Consider the following 19,211-nt stretch of genomic DNA (forward strand, 5'->3'; position numbering starts at 1 on the left):
GACGAACACCCTTGCTGTTCAGCTAACGGTTCCCGCTATCAGGGTCCGTAGGGGACTTTCACCCCCAAGTCATCCGGCCAACCACCACGGCGGACCGGATAGCGCCTAATTGGCGCTGCGCGCCATGCCTGGCGCACCATAAAAACAGTTAACCGCCCAAGGCGGCGATTAACGCTGGCAACCGGGGCAAAACACACTGGCACGTTGACCCAGGGTAATGCGCTTCAGCTCGCTGCCACAGCGTAGGCAAGGCTGCCCGTGGCGTCCGTAAACATTCAGCCGCTGGGCGAAGTAACCAGGCTCGCCTTGGCCGCTGACAAAATCGCGCAGCGTGGTGCCACCTTGGGTAATGGCCGCCGCCAACACCTCTTTGACGGCCGCCGCTAGCGCGTCGTAGCGCGCTTGGGAAATTCGCCCCGCCGCACGGCGCGGGTCGATGCCTGCCATAAACAGCGCTTCGGCGGCATAAATATTGCCCGCACCCACCACCACACGGTTGTCCATCAAAAAGGGCTTTACTGCCACCCGCTTATTACGCGACAGACGGTAGAGCCACTGGCCGTTGAAGGCATCGCTAAGCGGTTCAGGGCCAAGGTGAGCAAGGCGGGTATCGCGGCTGCCGTCGCCCTGCTGCCAGTCGACAAACCCAAACCGACGCGGGTCATGGTAGCGCAGCACGTAGCCGCTAGCGGTCACCACATCCACATGGTCGTGCTTTTTCGGCAAATCCCCCAGGCGGGCAATACGCAGGCTGCCCGACATGCCTAAGTGCCACAGCAGCGTGGCACTGCCATCAGCGGTGGCTAGCGGAATCTGCAGGTATTTAGCTCGTCGGGCCAACTCGCCCACTCGTGCGCCGATTAAGCGTTCGGCCAGGTCGTCCGGCACTGGTACCCGCAGGCGTGGCTGGCGCACCCGCACTTCGGTAATTTCTTGCCCCTCTATATAGGGGGCGATGCCACGTCGCGTGGTTTCAACTTCAGGCAGTTCGGGCATGATGAAAGCCTATGATGACAGCACAGTGACAGCGATTAACGGCCAAGGCGCTAACGACAGACATGCAAAAACCCGGCTTTAGGCCGGGTTTTTCAACAGGCGCTCGCCTGCGGTGAAAGCCGATCATCGTAATCGCGATTACTTGATCTTGGCTTCCTTGTAGATAACGTGCTTACGGACCACCGGGTCGTATTTCTTGAATTCGAACTTATCCGGGGTGTTCCGCTTGTTCTTATCAGTGGTGTAGAAGTGGCCTGTACCGGCACTAGACACCAGCTTGATCTTATCGCGCATGGTTTAACTCTCCCAAAAGTGCTTAGCAAAAAGCTGGCTTAGATAGCGTCGCCGCGTTTGCGGATATCGGCCAGAACCGTCTCGATACCTTTCTTGTCGATGATGCGCATGCCTTTAGAGGAAACGCGCAGCTTGACGAAGCGGTTTTCAGACTCAACCCAAAAACGATGGGTGTGCAGGTTCGGCAAGAAACGACGACGTGTCTTACGCTGGGAGTGAGAAACGTTATTACCAGTTACCGGACGCTTGCCGGTAACCTGACATACTTTGGACATGAGAGCCTCCAACCGCTTGGCGAGTTGTTCAAAACTGTCGGGCAAACCGGAGCAGGGAGGGAGTCGACGCAGTTAACCGCCTAGCTGTACCCAAATCCGTTATTCAACCCAAGTTCAAAGGTGGCACTTTATACCAGAGCACCTAGCTACCAGCAAGCGAAACCGCCCAAAAAGGCCAAAAAAGCGCGTTTTTGGACAATTTACTTAGAAAAAGGGCAAAGACCGAAGGGTCGAGCACACGTCTTCTGCTGCTGATGCTGCTGAAAATTACCGCTATAGCCAGCCACGCTCGGCAAATGACACCACTTCTCCGTCCCCCACCACAAAATGATCGAGTACCCGCACGTCAAAGAGTGCAAGGGCATCTTTTAAGCGTTCTGTGATACGTCGATCAGCATCGCTGGGCTCAGCCACACCCGATGGGTGATTGTGGGCCAGGATGACAGCACCAGCGTGTAACTCAAGCGCACGCTTGGCAACTTCGCGGGGGTAAACGGATGCGCTGTCTAGGGTACCGCGAAACAGGGATTCATAGCGAATAATTCGATGCTGTGTATCCAAAAAAAGTACGGCGAACTCTTCATGCCCCAAGTGACGCAGCTGTGAGCTCAAATAGTGGCGCACCAACGCAGGCGACGTTAGGGCATTGCCACGAGCCAGTTGGCTGGCCAAATGCCGTCGAGAGAGCTCTAGGGTGGCCTGCAACTGGGCAAATTTAGCACTTCCCAGACCACGGGCGGAGCAGAACTGGGTTTGGTCCGCCTCAAGCAACTGCCTTAACCCCCCAAAGTTCGCCAGCAAGTCCCGCGCCAAGTCTACCGCTGAGCGCCCCTGCACGCCTACTCGCAGAAAAATCGCTAACAGCTCGGCATCCGAAAGCGCCTGCGCGCCCATATTCAACAGCTTTTCCCGTGGCCGCTCACCTTCGGGCCAATGATTAATCCCCATCCACGCCTCCCTAATGGTTCTTTTAACGCACTGCCATGACCACCAGCCTCACTATACCTCGCATTATGGCGAATCTGCCGAGCATGCCAAAATAATCAGCCAAATGGTATGGTAAGCCCCTTGTTGATCGTCACACTGGACTGCCCACCATGGCCCCACTTTCGCACTCCCCCTTATCGTCGCTAGCGGGTAAGCGCCTGCTGCTGGGCGTTAGCGCTGGCATCGCGGCCTACAAAAGCGCCCTTATCGTGCGGCAGCTAAAACAGGCTGGCTGCGAGGTTCGTGTAGTGATGACCGAGGGAGCCCAGGCGTTTATAACGCCACTCACGCTTCAGGCACTTTCGGGCGAGCCGGTGCGTACCTCGCTACTCGACCCTGAAGCGGAAGCTGGCATGGGGCATATCGAGCTGGCCCGCTGGGCGGATGCCATCGTCATCGCCCCGGCCACCGCCGACTTGATCGCGCGGCTGGTCCATGGCATGGCGGATGACTTACTGACCACTCTATGCCTTGCTTCTGAAGCACCGCGCCTCATCGCCCCTGCGATGAATCAGGCCATGTGGCGCCACCCAGCCACTCAGCGCAATGTGAAACAGCTGGCCACCGATGGCTGGCAGTTGATTGGCCCGGCGGCGGGCGATCAGGCCTGCGGCGACGTCGGCCCAGGGCGCATGAGCGAGCCTGATGAAATTCTGGAGGCCGTGAGCCGCCATTTTGCACCGCCCATTACCCCTTCGGCCAGCGCCCCCCATGTCGTGATTACCGCTGGCCCCACGCGGGAGGCACTAGACCCTGTCCGCTACCTGTCGAATCACAGCTCGGGGAAGATGGGCTATGCCCTGGCGGCCGAGGCGGCCGCACAAGGCGCACGAGTAACGCTGATCAGCGGCCCGGTGAATTTGCCTACTCCCCAAGGAGTCGAGCGACTCAACGTCGAAACCGCCGTACAAATGCATACAGCAGCGCTTGAGCTAGCGCCCCAGGCGGCGCTGTTTATCGGCTGCGCAGCGGTGGCCGACTACCGCGCCGCCAACGCGGCCGAGCACAAGCTGAAAAAAACCGACGACCAGGACACCCTAACGCTCACGCTGGTGAAAAATCCCGACATCATTGCCGATGTGGCGGCGCTACCGGACGGCCAGCGCCCCTTTGTCGTGGGCTTTGCCGCCGAGACCCAAGACATCGAGCGTTACGCCCAGGATAAGCTCGCCCGCAAAGGGCTCGATATGATCGTCGCCAACGATGTTTCCCAACAGGGGCTGGGATTTGGCAGCGACGACAACGCGGCGCTCCTGCTATGGCGAACATCCGACGGTAGTGACCGACTCGTTGCACCGCCACAGCCTAAAACGCAGCTGGCCGCGCTGATCGTTCGGCACGCCCTCACCCACCTCTCTTTGACCTCTTCTGGAGCCTAACCATGAGCAGTTCCCGCCCTCGCCTGCAGTGCAATGTGTTGGATGAGCGCCTGCACGACTATCTCCCCACCTATGCCACGACAGGCTCTGCGGGCATGGACTTACGCGCCCTGCTGGATGAGCCGCTCACCCTTGCCCCCGGCGAATGTCAGCTCGTCCGCACCGGCCTTGCCATCTATATTGAAGATCCGGGTTTAGCGGGAATGATTCTGCCGCGCTCTGGCCTAGGCCATAAACACGGCATCGTGCTGGGTAACCTAGTTGGGCTCATCGACTCCGACTACCAGGGCGAGCTAATGATCTCGGTATGGAATCGCGGCCAGGACAGCTTCACGATTGCGCCCTTCGAGCGGCTCGCCCAGTACGTTCTGGTCCCCGTGGTGCAAGCTGAACTCGATATCGTCGATAGCTTTAACGACTCTACTCGCGGCAGCGGCGGTTTCGGCAGCACCGGCCGCCAGTAACCCCGTTCGCCAGCCCACTCCCTTTCAGCGTTTTTCAAGGATCGATGATGACCGTACCCGCTTCGATATTTCGTGCTTACGATATTCGCGGCATCGTGGATGACACGTTAAGCGAAGCCACCACCGAGCTGATTGGCCGCGCCGTCGGCTCTGAAGCCGCCGTTCGTGGCGAGCAGACGGTGATTGTGGCGCGAGATGGCCGCACCTCTGGGCCGCGCCTGCAAGCAGCGCTCATTCGCGGCCTTCAGGCCGCCGGGCGGGACGTTATCGATATCGGCATGGTGCCCACGCCGGTGCTCTACTTCGCCACCCACACGCTGCCGGAGAGCCGTTCAGGGGTGATGCTCACCGGCAGCCACAACCCACCGGACTACAATGGCTTTAAAATCGTCCTGGCGGGCGACACCTTATCGGGCGACGCGATTACTGCGCTCTTTGGGCGTATCCAGGCGGGCAATTTCACCCAGGGCCAGGGCAGCGTGAGCAGCCAAGATCTGCGCGCCAGCTACCTGGAACGCATCTTGAGTGATGTGAAGGTAACACGCCCGCTCAGCGCCGTGGTGGATTGCGGCAACGGTGTGGCCGGAGAGCTTGGCCCGCAGCTTATTCAGCGGCTTGGGGTCACCACCACACCACTGTTTGACGAGATCGATGGCCGCTTCCCCAACCATCACCCCGACCCCGGCAAGCCGGAAAACCTGCAGGATCTGATCCATCACGTCCAGCAGAGCGGTGCCGACATCGGCCTTGCCTTCGACGGCGACGGTGACCGCCTGGGCGTCGTCACGCCCCGTGGGCGTATGATTTACCCTGACCACCTGTTAATGCTGTTTGCCACCGATATGCTGTCGCGCAATCCTGGAGCGAAAGTGGTGTTCGACATCAAGTGCACCGGCAATCTTGCCCGGGTGATTAGCGAGGCTGGCGGCGAGCCTGAGATGTGGCGCACCGGCCACTCACTGATCAAAGCGCGTATGAAAGAGACCGACGCGCTGCTGGGCGGCGAAATGAGCGGACATATCTTCTTTAAAGAGCGCTGGTACGGCTTTGATGACGGCCTCTACTCAGCCGCACGGCTGCTGGAGATTCTTGCCCAATTCCCCGGCGACGCGGACACTTTCTTTGACCAATTCCCCCAAGATGTCAGTACGCCAGAAATTAACGTCAGCGTTTCCGATGAAGAAAAATTTGCCATTATCGAGACACTTGCCAGAGAGGGCGACTTCGGCGAAGGTATCAAAACCACGCTGGATGGCATTCGCGTTGATTACACCGACGGCTGGGGATTATGTCGCGCCTCTAATACGACGCCCGCCCTGGTACTGCGTTTCGAGGGAAAAGATAGCGCAGCGCTCGCTCGAATCCGCGAGCGCTTTGAAAAAGCGCTACATGGCGTCGCGCCTACACTGACCATACCGGCCACCACAACGACATGATCGCGCCCTTAGAACGCGCGACGTGTTAAAAAATGCTGTCATCCAGGCGCGTAAGCGCCTAGCAACGCAACAGACATTAAAAAGAGCAAAGGGACAACGTCATGAGTTCAGCTAGCCGCGACCCCCAGGTCGTTGTGGAGGTGCTGTCAGAAGCGCTTCCCTACATTCAGCAATTCTCCGGCAAAACCGTCGTCGTCAAATACGGTGGCAACGCCATGACCGAAGATACGCTGATCGACTCATTTGCTCGCAACATCGTGCTGATGAAGGAAGTTGGCATTAATCCGGTGGTGGTTCACGGCGGCGGCCCGCAAATTGGCAGCCTGCTGGAGAAGCTCAATATCGAATCCCGCTTCGTGAATGGCATGCGAGTCACTGACTCGCAAACCATGGATGTCGTGGAGATGGTACTGGGCGGCTTGGTGAACAAGAGCATCGTCAACCTGATCAATCAAAGCGGCGGCAAGGCGATTGGCCTGACTGGCAAAGATGGCGCCCAGATTCGCGCCCGGCAGCTGAAGGTGGAGCACCAGAGCCCGGAGATGACCGCGCCGGAAATCATCGATATCGGCCATGTCGGCGAAGTGGAGTCGATCTCCACTGACCTGATCGAGATGCTGGCCGCCCGGGACTTTATTCCGGTCATCGCTCCCATCGGCGTGGATGACAAAGGTAACAGCTACAACATCAATGCCGATCTGGTAGCAGGCAAGCTGGCCGAAGCGCTGAACGCCGAGAAGCTGATGCTGCTGACCAACGTGGCGGGCTTGATGAACAGCGAAGGCAAGGTACTAACAGGGCTCACCACCGCCCAGGTAGACGGCCTGATTGCCGACGGCACCATCTACGGCGGGATGCTACCCAAAATCCGCTGCGCGCTGGATGCCGTGAAAGGCGGTGTGAACAGCGCCCATATTATTGATGGCCGCGTTCCTCATGCCGTACTGCTGGAAATCTTTACCAACGCCGGGGTAGGCACCCTGATCACTGACGCAGGTTAATCGCGACGGAGGGCAAGAGTCATGAGTGACGATCGCAAACCTCGCCGCCGCGAGCAAATTCTGCAGGCGTTAGCCATCATGCTGGAAGAGGACAGTGGCAAGCGGATCACCACGGCCGCACTGGCGCGCCAAGTGGGCGTTTCCGAAGCGGCGCTGTATCGCCACTTCCCCAGCAAGGCGCGCATGTTCGAGGGACTGATCGACTTCATCGAAGAGAGCATTTTCGCACGCATTACCCGCATTCTGGATGACATCCCCGACGCCACGACCCGCTGCGGGACAATTCTCTCGCTCCTGCTCGGATTTGCCGAGAAGAACCCCGGGCTTGCCAGGGTGCTAGGGGGCGATGTGCTCACCGGTGAAACCGCACGGCTGCGCCAGCGGGTACACCAGCTCTTCGAGCGCCTGGAAACCCAGCTCAAGCAGGTGCTGCGGGAAGCCGAGCTGCGCGAAGGGCGGCGCACCAGCATCACCGCCTCAGCAGCGGCCAACCTGCTCATCGCCCAGGCCGAAGGGCGTATTTCGCAATACGTCCGCAGCGACTTCAAGCGGCTGCCTACCGAGTATTGGGAGGATCAGTGGACGCTACTCTCGGGCCAGCTATTTAGAAACGCTTCCCAACCCGCATAATGAGGCGCGTGCTCTCAGCACATGCACAAAGCAAATGAAAACGCCCCGCCGTAACGATACCGGCGGGGCGTTTTCCTGCGTGAGGCGTGAGTGTTACGCAGCGATGGCCGCGTCGCCCATTTTTTGGCGCAGCTTCTTCATGGCGTTCTTCTCAAGCTGGCGGATACGCTCGGCACTAACGCCGTATACATCGGCCAAGTCGTGCAGCGTGGCTTTATCATCGGTGAGCCAACGACGCTGCAGAATGTCCCGGGAGCGCTCATCCAGCTCTTTCAGCGCCAGCTGCAAGCGGCGAGTGGAGTCCTCTTCAAAGTCGCTATCCTCTAGCTGGGCCGCCGGATCGGCGGAGGCATCGTCAAGGAAGTAGGCAGGCGCTTGGTAAGCACTCTCCTCATCGTCGCTGGGCGAGGCATCATAACCTGCATCAAACGCCGAGAGGCGACCTTCCATATCGCGCACGACTTCGGGCTTCACATCAAGGTCTTTAGCGATGGCATCGACTTCATCGTTGTTCAGCCATGCCAAACGCTTTTTCGCGCTACGCAGGTTGAAGAACAGCTTGCGCTGAGCTTTGGTGGTAGCGATTTTAACGATGCGCCAGTTACGCAGCACAAACTCGTGAATCTCTGCCTTGATCCAATGCACGGCAAACGATACCAAGCGTACCCCTTGATTGGGATCGAAGCGCTTGACGGCTTTCATCAAACCGACGTTGCCTTCCTGAATCAAGTCCGCTTGCGGCAGACCGTAACCGGAGTAGCTGCGAGCAATATGCACCACGAAACGAAGGTGCGATAGCACCAGTCGACGTGCCGCCTCAAGATCGCCCTCATCGTAAAGGCGGAACGCCAGCTCGCGCTCCTCTTCGACGCTCAGCACCGCGATGCCATTCACCGCTTGAATGTAGCCACCCAGGTCATTGCCTGGTGAAAACTGTCCCACCGGTAGAAGACTAGTGCTCATATGCAGATGGCCTCCCTTAAAACCTATCGTGGTTGACGTGCTGGCGTCGCGTGAATGTGCGCAGCCAAACGTCTTGCGTTAACCTTAAGACCTTAGGCGAACCCAGAGGTTCAAACGATCGACGCACAGTTGGCATCGATCACGCCACGGGGGTAGAAATTCCCGTGACTGCCCGCATGGACAATATCGCGAAGTCTATGTACTGCCTATAACGTGAAGATGACAACGCGACAGACGCATGCTCAGCGCGGGCGTATGCTGGAAAGATGGCGCGTGACGGCAAGCCAAGCGCCCAGCCAGCCAAGTAGTATACTGCAGGATAGCAGAATTGTAGAGCCTGTCACATCTAGCTGCGGCAAGGTGAAGCTGGCACCGTAGCTGGCCGCCAGCGCCGCTACCGGCAGTGAGAGCCAGTGATTACCCAAGGCCAATAGACCCAGCGCCAAAAGCCCGCCGCCAGCGCCATACCAGGCTCCACTGTACAAGAACGGGCGACGTACGAAGGCGTGCGTTGCGCCGATCAGCATGACCACTTCGATTTCACGGCGTCGACTCTCCACCGCCAAGCGAATGGTATTACCGACGACCAGCAGTACACCGAAACCAAACAGCACCCCCAGCGCCAGCGCCACGCGGCGTCCCAACGCCGCCAGATGGCGCAGCCGCTCGACCCAGGCCAAATCGACGCGTACTTCATCGATGCCAGTTACCCCCTCGAGCCGCTCGGCCAGTTCAGCCATCGCAGCGGGCTCTACATCTTGAGGGGAAATGACGATACTCGTGGGGAGCGGATTATCGTCAAGCCCTGCCAGGGTATCGTCGATGCCCAACGACTGCTGGAAATCCGCCATGCCCTGCTCTGGGCTGATCATACGCGTCTGCGCCACGCCGCCGTCAGCACTCACCGCCTCTTCGATCCGAGCCGCCTGCGCTGCATCAATCCCCATATCGAGATAAACGGTGAGCGACGCGCTTTCATCCAGCTCGGCATCCAGCAGCTTGGCGCTGTCCAACGTCAGCCATAGAGCAGCGGGAAGTACCAAGGCAATGGCAATGGCCAGCATGGTCAGCAGGTTTCCCAACGGGTAGCGCACCAGTCGAAAAAGGCTATCCAGCGCCATGGCCCGGTGGTGACGCCCCCAGGCACGCAGGCGACTGCTAAAACGTGTTTGCTGAGCGCGCGCCCCACTGCGAGGGGCTGTTTCCGAGGCAGGTGCGGCGGGCTTGGGTGTTTGGCGCTTACCCCGAGGGGCGGCGCCGCTTTGGCGAGCATTGGCTGAGCGCTTCATGCAGCCCCCTCATCGGCGACTAAACGACCGTCCTGCAGACGCAGAATCCGATGACGCAAGCGCGCAATCAGCGCCAAATCGTGGCTAGCGATCATGACCGTAGTGCCGATGCGGTTGAAGTCCTCGAACAGCCCCATGATATCGGCAGAGAGCTGTGGGTCTAGGTTACCGGTGGGCTCATCGGCAAGCAGCAGCGCGGGCTTATTAACCACGGCGCGGGCGATGCCCACCCGCTGCTGCTCACCGCCGGAAAGCTCGATGGGCAGGGCTTTTTCGCGGTGCAACAGGCCGACTTTATCCAGAGCTGCCCGCACCCGCCTCGCCGCCTCTCGGGGCTCTACACCCTGAATTTCTAGCGGCAGCGAAACGTTATGGAACACGCTGCGATCAAATAGCAGCTGGTGGTCCTGAAATACTACGCCAATCTGGCGACGATAAAACGGCACCTGGCTGGCGTGGAGCTGAGCAATGTCATGCCCGGCTACCACTACTCGCCCACGGCTGGGCTTTTCTAGGCGCATAATCAGCCGCAGTAGCGAGCTTTTTCCCGCCCCGGAGTGGCCAGTCAGAAACACCATTTCGCCTCTCGCCACGCGAAAGTTCAGATGCGCCAGCGCGTCAAAGCGCCCTCCATAGCGCTTCCCCACATGCTCAAAAGCAATCATGCGCGACCATCATCCCCTTGACGGTCAAACAGCGCGTTGACGAAGTCGTTAGCATTGAAGGGGCGCAAGTCGTCCAGACCCTCACCCACCCCGATAAAGCGAATCGGCGTTTCTAGCTGTTTCGCCAGGGCAAAGATAATCCCGCCTTTGGCGGTGCCATCCAGCTTGGTTAAAGTAATGCCGCTAATCGGCACCGCCTCATTAAAAGTAGTGGCCTGGGAAATTGCGTTCTGCCCCGTGCCTGCATCCAGCACGAGCATGACCTCGTGGGGCGCCGTGTCATCGAGCTTCTGCATCACACGGTGCACCTTTTTCAGCTCTTCCATCAGGTGGCTCTTGTTGTGCAGCCGCCCGGCGGTATCGGCGATCAGCACATCTACGCCGCGAGACTTGGCGGCCGCCACCGCGTCGTAAATCACCGAGGCGCTATCTGCCCCTGTATGCTGGGCAATAACCGGTACGCTGTTGCGTTCGCCCCACACTTTAAGCTGTTCCACCGCCGCCGCACGGAAGGTATCCCCAGCCGCCAGCATGACGCTCTTGCCTTCGCGCTGGAAACGCTGGGTGAGCTTGCCGATGGTGGTGGTTTTACCCACGCCGTTGACCCCCACCACCAGAATAACGAAGGGGCCGTCGCTCTCTTTCTCGAAGCTGAGCGGCGCAGACACGGGTGCCAGCAGCGCGGCCAGCTCCTCCTGTAGGCCGCGATAGAGCGCTTCGGGATTATTCAGCTCTTTGCGGGAAACCCGTGCCTCAAGGCGCTCGATGATTTCGCTCGTCGCTTCGATGCCCACATCGGCCATGAGCAGCTGAGTTTCCAGATCCTCCAGCAGCTCGTCATCGATATGCTTTTTGCCAAGGAACAGGTCGGCCAAGCCGTCAGTAAGATTAGCGCGGGTTTTTCCCAGGCCAGATTTGATGCGCGCAAACCAACCTTTCTTCTCGCCTTTTTCGGATACCGGCTTCTCTTGAAGCGCAGGCTTCGCGGCTGGCTCTGGCTCTGGCTCTGGCTCTGGCTCTGGCTCTGGCTCTGGCTCTGGCTCTGGCTCTGGCTCTGGCACAGTGTCCATGATTGGCGCGGGGGTGACTTCCTCGTCAACGCCCGTTGGCTGAACGTCCTCTTTGCTCACCGGCTCAGGCGACTGCTCCTGAGCGAGCACCTCAGTGGGTTCGTTTTCGCGCTCCGGCGCGGGCTTGGGCGGCTCTTCTGCCAGCGATTCGGAAGGTGCTGATACATCAGCAGCAGGCTCCTTATCAGGCGCGCCTTCGGGCTCGTCTAGCAGCGCTGGCTGCTCTTGGGCGTCTTGAGGCTCCTGCTGGGAGTCGTGCTTTTTCTTACGTTTGAAAAAACCGAACATAGGTGTCATCCGACTAAATAGGTGAACATTGCGATTATCCTACCACCGCAGACCAAGACTTTGGATAAGTAGCCCGCTACAATCCGCGTTATGAAACGACAACGCTCCTCTCGCTCATCATCTCGCATGTCGACTCCCCGCCGCGGAACTGCCAAACCGCCGGGGAAACTGCGCATTATCGGCGGCGATTTTCGCCGCCGCATGCTGCCTGTGCTCGACCATCCGGGCCTGCGCCCTACGCCGGATCGCGTACGTGAAACGCTGTTTAACTGGCTGGGCCAAGCGCTGCATGGCAAGCAGGTGCTGGACCTATTTGCCGGTACCGGCGCGCTTGGCATCGAGTCGCTCTCTCGGGGGGCTGCGCAGGTCACCTTTGTCGAGCGCGATACACACGTTGCCGCGCTGATTCGCGACAATCTTGCCACCCTCGGTGCAACGCAGGGGCAGGTAGTGACTGCTGATGCCCAGGCGTTTCTTGAAAAGCCTAGCCAACCTGCTGATCTGGTGTTTCTCGACCCGCCGTTCCACCAAGGGTTAGCCGCGTCTTGCTGTGCCGCGCTGGAAGCGGGCGGATGGCTGGCAAGCGATGCGATGATCTACCTGGAAACCGAACAGAGCCTAACGCCAGCGGTACCGGCTAATTGGAATTTACACCGTGAAACTCAGGCAGGTGAGAGTATTGCCAGACTCTATCAACGCGTGCCCTCGTAAAGCGCTTGCCGCCAACTGACAGCAGCGTTACGCTCGCTCAATTGAGTCACACATTGATAGCCCATTTTATTTCATGACGATAGGCAGCCGCCTGTCGTCCGTTACTGGAGGTAGGCATGAGCCTTGAGCTTTTTAATCAGTTAGAACAGAAAATCACCGACACTGTTGAGGCGTTGGAGATGATGAAGCTGGAAAACGAAGAGCTGCGTAACGAAAACGCTCAGTTAAAACAAGAGCGTGAAGAGTGGGAAAGCCGCTTACAAGGTGTGCTTAGCAAATTCGATGGCATGAGTGATAGCAACGCCTCCTAAGCCAACGGCAGCGACATTAACAGCGCATCCTCCCGCCCGGTCGTGCCTTTCACGGCCGGGTAGTACTCCTTCCGACGACCATCTTCGCCAAACCCCGCCTGCTGATACAGCGCAATCGCCCGCTGATTTCCAGCACGCACTTCCAACAGCAGCCGCTCAGCTTGCCACTGCTTCGCCACCGCGACCACTTTGTTAAGCAGCCGCTGGCCTATGCCTTGCCCTTGGCAATCGGGTAGTACACCAATCGCCTGTAGCTCAGCGTCAAACGGCAACTTCGCCACCAACGCATAACCCATTAGCACGTCGTCCTGCCAATAGCCCACTACCCAGGCCTGCTCATCAGCCAGCGCTTCATCTAACTGCTGGGGGCTTGCCCCGCTGTGCGCGGCGGCTTCTAAGGTATGTAGCGGCACTCGATGCGCAGCGTTTAACCGGCAGATCACTCGGCACTCCACTGCTGCCCTAAGGCCACCAAACGCGGCCATAGCGCGCGTTTAGCACTGGCCTGCTGAGTGAGCACGGCCAGCGACGGGCCTTGCCACACAGGAAGTGCGAGCGTTTGGCTCTGCCCGTCGGTAAGCGCCATGACTCGAGCAAGGTCAGTAGCCGTCTCCTCTGCGCCCCACCAGAGCACTTGCTCTAACTGCCAGCCTTGTCGGCTCGCGGCCCCAGCAACAAACGCTGCCACACCCTCCTGAGCTTCCTCAAGCGGCTCTTCCGGCGCAAAGGCTGTGGCCATGGGCGGCCATTTGAAGTGGGTCACTGTTGGCAGTTCGCCGCGTAACACACCAGCCGCCCGCAGCATATTGGCAAGCAACTGCTGTTCAACCGGAGACATTTCCCCTTCACATACGCTAAGCCAGCGTCCTCCCACACAAGCACAGGAGAGACTAAAGCTCAGCGGCTTGGCGGGTTGCGCAGGCGGCACTCTGGGTTCTGGTACCGGGCTCGCCTCCGGGGTGGGTGCCGCGGCAGGCGAATGACCTAAGAGCGCCTTGACCGCCGAGGGCGATGCCACTGGGGAAGTGTTGCCTTGCTCGGCAGCGGCAGGCTGGCTACGTGTTCGCGGTGCTGGTGCATCATCCAGCAGCGCATGCAACCGCTCCCGTGGTGGTGTTTTGGTCGGTGTTTCTTCCCACTCGCAGGCTTCCGTCGGGCGGGCGTTGGGCAGCTGGTAGCGGCATGCCCAAGCGGTAATACCCATAGCATCCAGGTAGTGCCGACGAACAACCTCCGGGGTCACTGGCCGCCGCCACGGCAGTTGGGGGAGTTCGGGCGCTCGCTGCCCCGTGCCTGCCACTCTTTGGGTGTGTAGAGGTGCAGCGCCAGGGCGTGCACCGGGCCAGAGAGCTCATCCGCCAACAGGGCATAAATTTGTTGGTGGCGCTTGACCGGCATCATGCCATCGAAGCTATCGCTTACCAGCGTCACTTTAAAGTGAGTTTCAGAGTTGGCCGGCACGTTATGCATATGGCTTTCGTTTTCGACCTGCAGCACGTCAGGGGTTAAGGCCGCCAACTTCTGCTCAATTTGTGTCTGTATCGCCATGGGACTCTCCTTCAGTCAGCAACTGGCTTATTGTACGCCCTTACTTTCCAACAGACGATGCCCGCCGCTCATCCAGCGCCCGCTGGGCGAGCGATACCCGCGACAGGCTCGCCAGCAGTGCCAGCACGGTAGTGCCCGCACCTAGCCAGAGCGTGACCTGAATTGGCGAGCCCAGTGCCAGCGCCGCTCCTACCAGTGCGACACCAAACGACTGCCCCACCGTGCGTGTGGTACTCATCACCCCAGACACGTTGGCACTGCGCTCCGGCGGTAGGCTGCCCATCATTTCGCGGTTATTCGGCGGCTGGAAAAGTCCAAACCCAATACCACACAGCGCCGTGCGCCACAGGCTGCCCGCCACGCCGGTGCTCTCATCCACCAGCGCCAGCGCGACTAGGCCAATAATCAGTAGCATCAGCCCGGTACTAGATAGCAGGCTGGGATTAACTCGATCCGCCAACCGCCCCGCCAACGGCCCCACTAGCATGATCGCCAGGGGCCACGGAGTGAATAGCCAAGCGGTTTCCAGCGGCGAAAAGCCCATCTGCTCCTGGTAGAAAAACGATAGCGCCACAAAAGTGAGTCCCTGGCCGATAAAAGCCAGGCCAGATGCCGAGACCGCCAGCGTAAAGCGCTTCTCGGCAAACACACTCAGCGGCAGCAGCGGGTAAGGCGCGCGGCGCTGGCGATGAATAAACAGCGCGCAGGCCCCTACCGCTAACAGTGCCCAGCCGCCGCTTTGCCAGAGTGGTGCAGCGTGACCAACGGCGTCCATAGCGACAAAGAAGCTCGCCAGCATCAACATCGAGTAGAGTGCCCCCAGCGTATCAAAACTACCCTGGCGAGGCGTATCCCGCGGCAACGCCCGGCTGGCTAGCCAGAGCGAGCACACCCCGAGGGGCACGTTGAGCGCAAACAACCACGGCCAATCCACAAACGAGAGAATAACCCCGCTGAGCGTGGGGCCTGCGGCATAACCACCCGCTACCACTAGAGCACTTAGACCGAGCGCGCTGCCTAACAAGCGGGATGGAAAAATAGCCCGATAGAGGGACGGCCCAATAGAAAGGGTCGCAGCTGCCCCAAGGCCTTGGAAGGCGCGAAACACTAGCAATGTTTCTAAATTACGCGACAGTGCCGCCCCTAGTGCTGCTACCACAAACGTCCCAAGGCCAAACAAGTAGAGCCGCCTGCGAGTAATGAGCTCGCTGATGCCCGCAAATACCAGTAAGAACGCAGCACACACGACCTGGAACAGGTTAGTAATCCATACTGCCCTGGAGGCCGGCACATTCAGATCGGCAGCAATGGTGGGCAGGGCCAGGTTGATCATGGTGGTATCGACCACCGCCATCAACGTACCGGTGACCAGCGCCAGCACGGCGAGCAGGCGCTCAGGCCCCGGCAGCCCATCATCGCCAGGGCGAGTTTCAAGCAGTCGCATGGTAATGAATTCCTAAACAGACCCCTTACAAACGGCGAAACCGGCCGAAGCCGGTTTCACTGTGCGCTTACGCTAAAATAGTAGCACGCTAATCTTGTTCGTTGTCGAGCAGCAGCGCGTCGTCAACATCCGAGATTTCCAGGGCGGTTTCGTCGTCCAGGTCAATGGCTAAGTAGCTGTGCTCAACGCGCAGGAATTCCTGAAACAGCGACCAATCTAATTTTTCTGGCCACTGGCGCTCATCCTCTTCCCAGGCGCGTAGCTCGGTCTCCAGGATTTCTACGTGACGCTCGCGGACAAACGTCTCTAACGCCTCAGGGGTATCCATCTCGGGGATCAGGTATACCGTACTTTCACGTTCGACGTCGTCCAGGGTCAGGTCGTCGTCTCCCATGGTGGGTTCGAGCGCATTGATCCAGTCCACGAAGGTCTGGGTCGGCCTGACGCTCAGGGCAGAGCGATTTAGCAGTTTCATGGGATTCTCCTCGCCGTCGAAACGTTGACCATTATGGGCGCTAAATCGCGCCCTTACCAACTTTTCGTCCGCTAGCGCCTGGTTGAGCGTTAATCCACCTCGGGGCGCATGGCCGGGAATAGCAGTACATCACGAATGGAGGGGCTGTCGGTAAACAGCATTACCAAACGGTCAATACCGATGCCCTCGCCCGCCGTGGGCGGCAGGCCGTACTCCAGCGCGCGCACGTAGTCGGCGTCATAGTACATGGCTTCCAGATCACCGGCGTCTTTCTCGGCAGCCTGTTCACGGAAACGCTCTGCCTGGTCTTCGGCGTCGTTCAGCTCCGAGAAGCCATTGGCGATCTCGCGTCCACCGACGAAGAACTCAAAGCGGTCGGTCACGAAGGGGTTGGCATCGTTACGACGCGCCAGCGGGCTAACTTCTGCCGGGTATTCAGTGATGAACGTGGGCTGGTCCAGTTTGTGTTCCGCCACTTCTTCAAAGATCTCGGTTTGGACTTTACCCAGCCCCCAGCTCTCTTTGACCTTGATACCGAGTTTTTCTGCCGCAGCACGGGCAGCATCCAGGGTGTCCAGCTCGGCGTCGGTGATGCCGTCGCCGTGATCCAGAATCGCTTGGCGCAGGGTGAGACGCTTGAAGGGCTGGCCGAAATCGTAGCTGGCCCCTTGGTAGGTGATCGTGGTGGTGCCGAGCACCTCCTGAGCCGCCGTGCGCAGCATGGCTTCGGTCATGTCCAGCAGGTCGCGGTAATCCGCGTAAGCCCAGTAGAACTCCACCATGGTGAACTCCGGGTTGTGCCGTGTGGACAAACCTTCGTTACGGAAGTTGCGGTTGATCTCGAACACTTTCTCGAAACCACCCACCACCAGACGCTTCAGGTAAAGCTCCGGCGCAATACGCAGGTACATATCGATATCCAGCGCATTGTGGTGAGTAATAAACGGACGCGCCGCCGCGCCGCCGGGGATCGGCTGCAGCATCGGCGTTTCCACTTCCATGAAGCCACGGGCTTCGAAGAAACGGCGCATGGAGCTGATCACCGCCGCGCGGGTCTCGAACACCTTACGCGACTGCGGGTTCATGATCAGATCGACGTAGCGCTGGCGGTAGCGCGCTTCTTGATCGGTCAGGCCGTGGAACTTATCCGGCAGCGGGCGCAAGCTCTTGGTCAGCAGCTGCGCCTCGACCATCATCACGTACAAGTCGCCTTTACCCGACTTATGCACCGGGCCACGGGCGGCGACGATATCGCCGATATCCCAGCCTTTGATGTCTTCCAGCACGTCTTCCGGCAGCCCCTTTTTATCCACGTAGAGCTGGATCTGGCCCGCCACGTCCTGAATCACGATGAAAGGACCGCGTTTGCGCATCACGCGACCGGCCACCGACGCCTGATGATCCAGCGCTTCCAGCTCGGCTTTGTCTTTCTCGCCCAGCAGGTTGTGCAGCTCAACGGTGAGGCTGTCGCGGCGGAAATCGTTCGGGAAAGCGCTCTTGCCCTGCTCGGCCGCCCGCTCACGGCGGGCCGCTAGCTTGGCACGGCGCTCGGCGATCAGGTGATTTTCGTTATCGAGAGAAGACGCGTCTTGGTTAGCCATCGGGCACCCTATTTCTGTTCAAACGCTAAAAAGATTACAAACCCTGCTTCAGGCTGGCGACGATAAACTGATCTAAATCCCCGTCGAGCACCTTGTCGCAGTTGCTGGACTGAACGCCGGTACGCAGGTCTTTAATGCGCTGATCATCCAGTACGTAAGAGCGAATTTGGCTGCCCCAACCGATATCGGCTTTGGAGTCTTCCGCTTCCTGCTTGGCCGCATTGCGCTTTTGCATCTCAAACTCCCACAGCTTCGCCTTCAACTGCTTCATGGCGAAGTCGCGGTTCGCGTGCTGGCTGCGCTGATTCTGGCATGCCACCACAATTCCGGTGGGTTCGTGGGTAATCCGTACCGCGGAGTCGGTGGTGTTGACGTGCTGACCACCCGCACCGCTGGAACGATAGGTATCGACACGCAGATCCGATGGATTGATCTCGACCTCGAAGCTGTCGTCGATTTCTGGCGACACAAAGACGGAGGCAAACGAGGTGTGGCGACGGCCACCCGAGTCAAACGGGCTCTTGCGCACCAGACGATGGACGCCGGTTTCGGTACGCAGCCAGCCAAAGGCATAGTCACCCTGAATATGCAGCGACGCCGACTTGATACCCGCGACTTCACCGGCAGAGATTTCAATGATCTCGGTCTTGAAGCCGTGGCTTTCGGCCCAACGCAGGTACATGCGCAGCAGAATGTTGGCCCAATCCTGAGCTTCGGTGCCCCCGGAGCCCGATTGAATATCCAGGTAGGCGTTGTTCTCGTCCATTTCTCCCGAGAACATGCGGCGAAACTCGAGCTTCTCCAGAGCGTCCTGTAAGCCGTCGAGCTCTTTGCGTACTTCCTCGACGGTGCCCTCGTCCTCTTCCATCTCGGCGAGCTCCAGCAGGTCGCGGCTATCCGCTAGCCCCTGATCCAACTCGTCAATGGTGGCCACAATGGCTTCGAGGGAGGCGCGCTCTTTGCCCAGTTTTTGAGCGTAGTCTGGATCGTTCCAGACATTGGGGTCTTCCAGTTCGCGAGAGACTTCTTCTAGCCGATCTTTCTTCTCGGCATAGTCAAAGATACCCCCTAAGAACCGCTGTCCGCTCAGACAGGTCCTTGATCTGGTTATGAATCGGATTGGTTTCCAACATGGGCTCGCCCTAGCGTGGTCTAGATCGGATCGTACAGAAGTGTATCGATCAGAAAAGCGCATAGTGTAACGAAAGCCGACACGCCCCGCATCCAATGGCCTGCTACTAGGTAATAGCGAGTAGGGTGAGGCGTCTCCGCCTCATCCCTCTCACAGAACCGTACATACGGACCACGTATACGGCTCATGCCATTAACTTACCCCGAATTCGGGGACAGTGATGCCGGTTCTGACCCTGGTCAGATCCAATAA

The 19,211-nt window shown here is 59.1% G+C and carries 22 protein-coding genes; 7 read left to right on the forward strand and 15 right to left on the reverse strand.

Features of this window, described 5'->3' with window-relative positions; translation table 11 throughout:
* Nucleotides 1–168 precede the first annotated feature (168 nt).
* From mutM to radC, 4 genes are all read right to left on the reverse strand, one after another.
* Nucleotides 169–996, reverse strand: a complete 828-nt coding sequence (mutM, locus tag AC13CY_RS07430; protein WP_054640805.1) for a bifunctional DNA-formamidopyrimidine glycosylase/DNA-(apurinic or apyrimidinic site) lyase — start codon at nt 994–996, stop codon at nt 169–171.
* A 138-nt stretch (nt 997–1,134) separates the two neighbouring features.
* A complete protein-coding gene (gene rpmG, locus AC13CY_RS07435) occupies nt 1,135–1,290 on the reverse strand; it encodes a 50S ribosomal protein L33 (RefSeq protein WP_009098622.1) in 156 nt (51 codons plus the stop codon).
* A gap of 38 nt (nt 1,291–1,328) precedes the next feature.
* Nucleotides 1,329–1,565: a 50S ribosomal protein L28 gene (rpmB, locus tag AC13CY_RS07440; protein ID WP_038481085.1), complete on the reverse strand. Its 237-nt coding sequence runs from the start codon at nt 1,563–1,565 to the stop codon at nt 1,329–1,331.
* A gap of 273 nt (nt 1,566–1,838) precedes the next feature.
* The gene (gene radC, locus AC13CY_RS07445) at nt 1,839–2,513 is read right to left on the reverse strand and encodes a RadC family protein (protein WP_044629736.1); all 675 of its coding nucleotides are present in this window, start codon (nt 2,511–2,513) and stop codon (nt 1,839–1,841) included.
* Nucleotides 2,514–2,662: 149 nt separating this feature from the next.
* On the opposite strand from radC, the gene coaBC reads away from it, so the two are divergent.
* The 5 genes from coaBC to slmA all read left to right on the forward strand — a co-directional run bounded on the left by coaBC (nt 2,663) and on the right by slmA (nt 7,462).
* Nucleotides 2,663–3,931, forward strand: a complete 1,269-nt coding sequence (gene coaBC, locus AC13CY_RS07450; RefSeq protein ID WP_062374873.1) for a bifunctional phosphopantothenoylcysteine decarboxylase/phosphopantothenate--cysteine ligase CoaBC — start codon at nt 2,663–2,665, stop codon at nt 3,929–3,931.
* Nucleotides 3,932–3,933: 2 nt separating this feature from the next.
* The gene (dut, locus tag AC13CY_RS07455; RefSeq protein ID WP_044629738.1) at nt 3,934–4,395 is read left to right on the forward strand and encodes a dUTP diphosphatase; all 462 of its coding nucleotides are present in this window, start codon (nt 3,934–3,936) and stop codon (nt 4,393–4,395) included.
* Nucleotides 4,396–4,442: 47 nt separating this feature from the next.
* Complete coding sequence (locus AC13CY_RS07460) at nt 4,443–5,831, forward strand: phosphomannomutase/phosphoglucomutase (protein WP_172515365.1); 1,389 nt, start codon at nt 4,443–4,445, stop codon at nt 5,829–5,831.
* 101 nt (nt 5,832–5,932) lie between these two features.
* Nucleotides 5,933–6,832: an acetylglutamate kinase gene (gene argB / locus AC13CY_RS07465; protein ID WP_044629740.1), complete on the forward strand. Its 900-nt coding sequence runs from the start codon at nt 5,933–5,935 to the stop codon at nt 6,830–6,832.
* A 21-nt stretch (nt 6,833–6,853) separates the two neighbouring features.
* Entirely contained in the window at nt 6,854–7,462 is a 609-nt protein-coding gene (slmA, locus tag AC13CY_RS07470) for a nucleoid occlusion factor SlmA (protein WP_172515364.1), read from the forward strand.
* 93 nt (nt 7,463–7,555) lie between these two features.
* Here slmA and rpoH read toward each other — a convergent pair whose 3' ends face one another.
* From rpoH to ftsY, 4 genes are all read right to left on the reverse strand, one after another.
* Nucleotides 7,556–8,425: an RNA polymerase sigma factor RpoH gene (gene rpoH / locus AC13CY_RS07475; RefSeq protein ID WP_062374879.1), complete on the reverse strand. Its 870-nt coding sequence runs from the start codon at nt 8,423–8,425 to the stop codon at nt 7,556–7,558.
* 242 nt (nt 8,426–8,667) lie between these two features.
* Nucleotides 8,668–9,714 carry a permease-like cell division protein FtsX gene (gene ftsX, locus AC13CY_RS07480; RefSeq protein ID WP_062374880.1) on the reverse strand — a complete coding sequence of 349 codons (1,047 nt, stop codon included), beginning with the start codon at nt 9,712–9,714 and terminating at the stop codon, nt 8,668–8,670.
* On the reverse strand, nt 9,711–10,379 hold the full coding sequence (gene ftsE, locus AC13CY_RS07485; RefSeq protein ID WP_058579699.1) for a cell division ATP-binding protein FtsE: 669 nt from the start codon (nt 10,377–10,379) through the stop codon (nt 9,711–9,713). The genes ftsX and ftsE overlap by 4 nt, the downstream gene beginning before the upstream one ends.
* Entirely contained in the window at nt 10,376–11,737 is a 1,362-nt protein-coding gene (gene ftsY / locus AC13CY_RS07490; RefSeq protein WP_483052425.1) for a signal recognition particle-docking protein FtsY, read from the reverse strand. Before ftsY ends, ftsE begins: the two co-directional genes overlap by 4 nt.
* A 126-nt stretch (nt 11,738–11,863) precedes the next feature.
* Here ftsY and rsmD point away from each other — a divergent pair, with 126 nt between their 5' ends.
* Together rsmD and AC13CY_RS07500 are read left to right on the forward strand one after the other, a co-directional pair.
* Entirely contained in the window at nt 11,864–12,448 is a 585-nt protein-coding gene (gene rsmD / locus AC13CY_RS07495) for a 16S rRNA (guanine(966)-N(2))-methyltransferase RsmD (RefSeq protein WP_228219032.1), read from the forward strand.
* A 116-nt stretch (nt 12,449–12,564) separates the two neighbouring features.
* Nucleotides 12,565–12,759, forward strand: a complete 195-nt coding sequence (locus AC13CY_RS07500; protein WP_044629605.1) for a cell division protein ZapB — start codon at nt 12,565–12,567, stop codon at nt 12,757–12,759.
* Here the strand turns inward: AC13CY_RS07500 and rimI are convergent.
* The 7 genes from rimI to prfB all read right to left on the reverse strand — a co-directional run bounded on the left by rimI (nt 12,756) and on the right by prfB (nt 18,960).
* The gene (rimI, locus tag AC13CY_RS07505) at nt 12,756–13,202 is read right to left on the reverse strand and encodes a ribosomal protein S18-alanine N-acetyltransferase (protein ID WP_054640806.1); all 447 of its coding nucleotides are present in this window, start codon (nt 13,200–13,202) and stop codon (nt 12,756–12,758) included. The genes AC13CY_RS07500 and rimI overlap by 4 nt on opposite strands.
* Entirely contained in the window at nt 13,199–14,002 is an 804-nt protein-coding gene (locus tag AC13CY_RS07510) for a hypothetical protein (protein WP_062374886.1), read from the reverse strand. Before AC13CY_RS07510 ends, rimI begins: the two co-directional genes overlap by 4 nt.
* Entirely contained in the window at nt 13,999–14,307 is a 309-nt protein-coding gene (locus tag AC13CY_RS07515) for a BolA family protein (protein ID WP_054640807.1), read from the reverse strand. Before AC13CY_RS07515 ends, AC13CY_RS07510 begins: the two co-directional genes overlap by 4 nt.
* Nucleotides 14,308–14,347: 40 nt before the next feature.
* Nucleotides 14,348–15,751: an MFS transporter gene (locus tag AC13CY_RS07520; RefSeq protein ID WP_058579704.1), complete on the reverse strand. Its 1,404-nt coding sequence runs from the start codon at nt 15,749–15,751 to the stop codon at nt 14,348–14,350.
* 88 nt (nt 15,752–15,839) lie between these two features.
* Entirely contained in the window at nt 15,840–16,226 is a 387-nt protein-coding gene (locus AC13CY_RS07525; protein ID WP_044629610.1) for a hypothetical protein, read from the reverse strand.
* 89 nt (nt 16,227–16,315) lie between these two features.
* Nucleotides 16,316–17,827 (reverse strand): lysine--tRNA ligase, encoded by a 1,512-nt coding sequence (lysS, locus tag AC13CY_RS07530; RefSeq protein ID WP_172415864.1) that lies wholly within the window; start codon nt 17,825–17,827, stop codon nt 16,316–16,318.
* 34 nt (nt 17,828–17,861) lie between these two features.
* Nucleotides 17,862–18,960, reverse strand: a protein-coding gene (prfB, locus tag AC13CY_RS07535) for a peptide chain release factor 2 (protein ID WP_172515362.1) whose coding sequence is annotated in 2 segments (ribosomal slippage) — nt 17,862–18,884 and nt 18,886–18,960 — 1,098 coding nt in all. Because the reading frame shifts where the segments join, the coding sequence is not laid out codon by codon here.
* Nucleotides 18,961–19,211: the final 251 nt, after the last annotated feature.

It is taken from the genome of Vreelandella sp. L-15 (assembly GCF_056857635.1).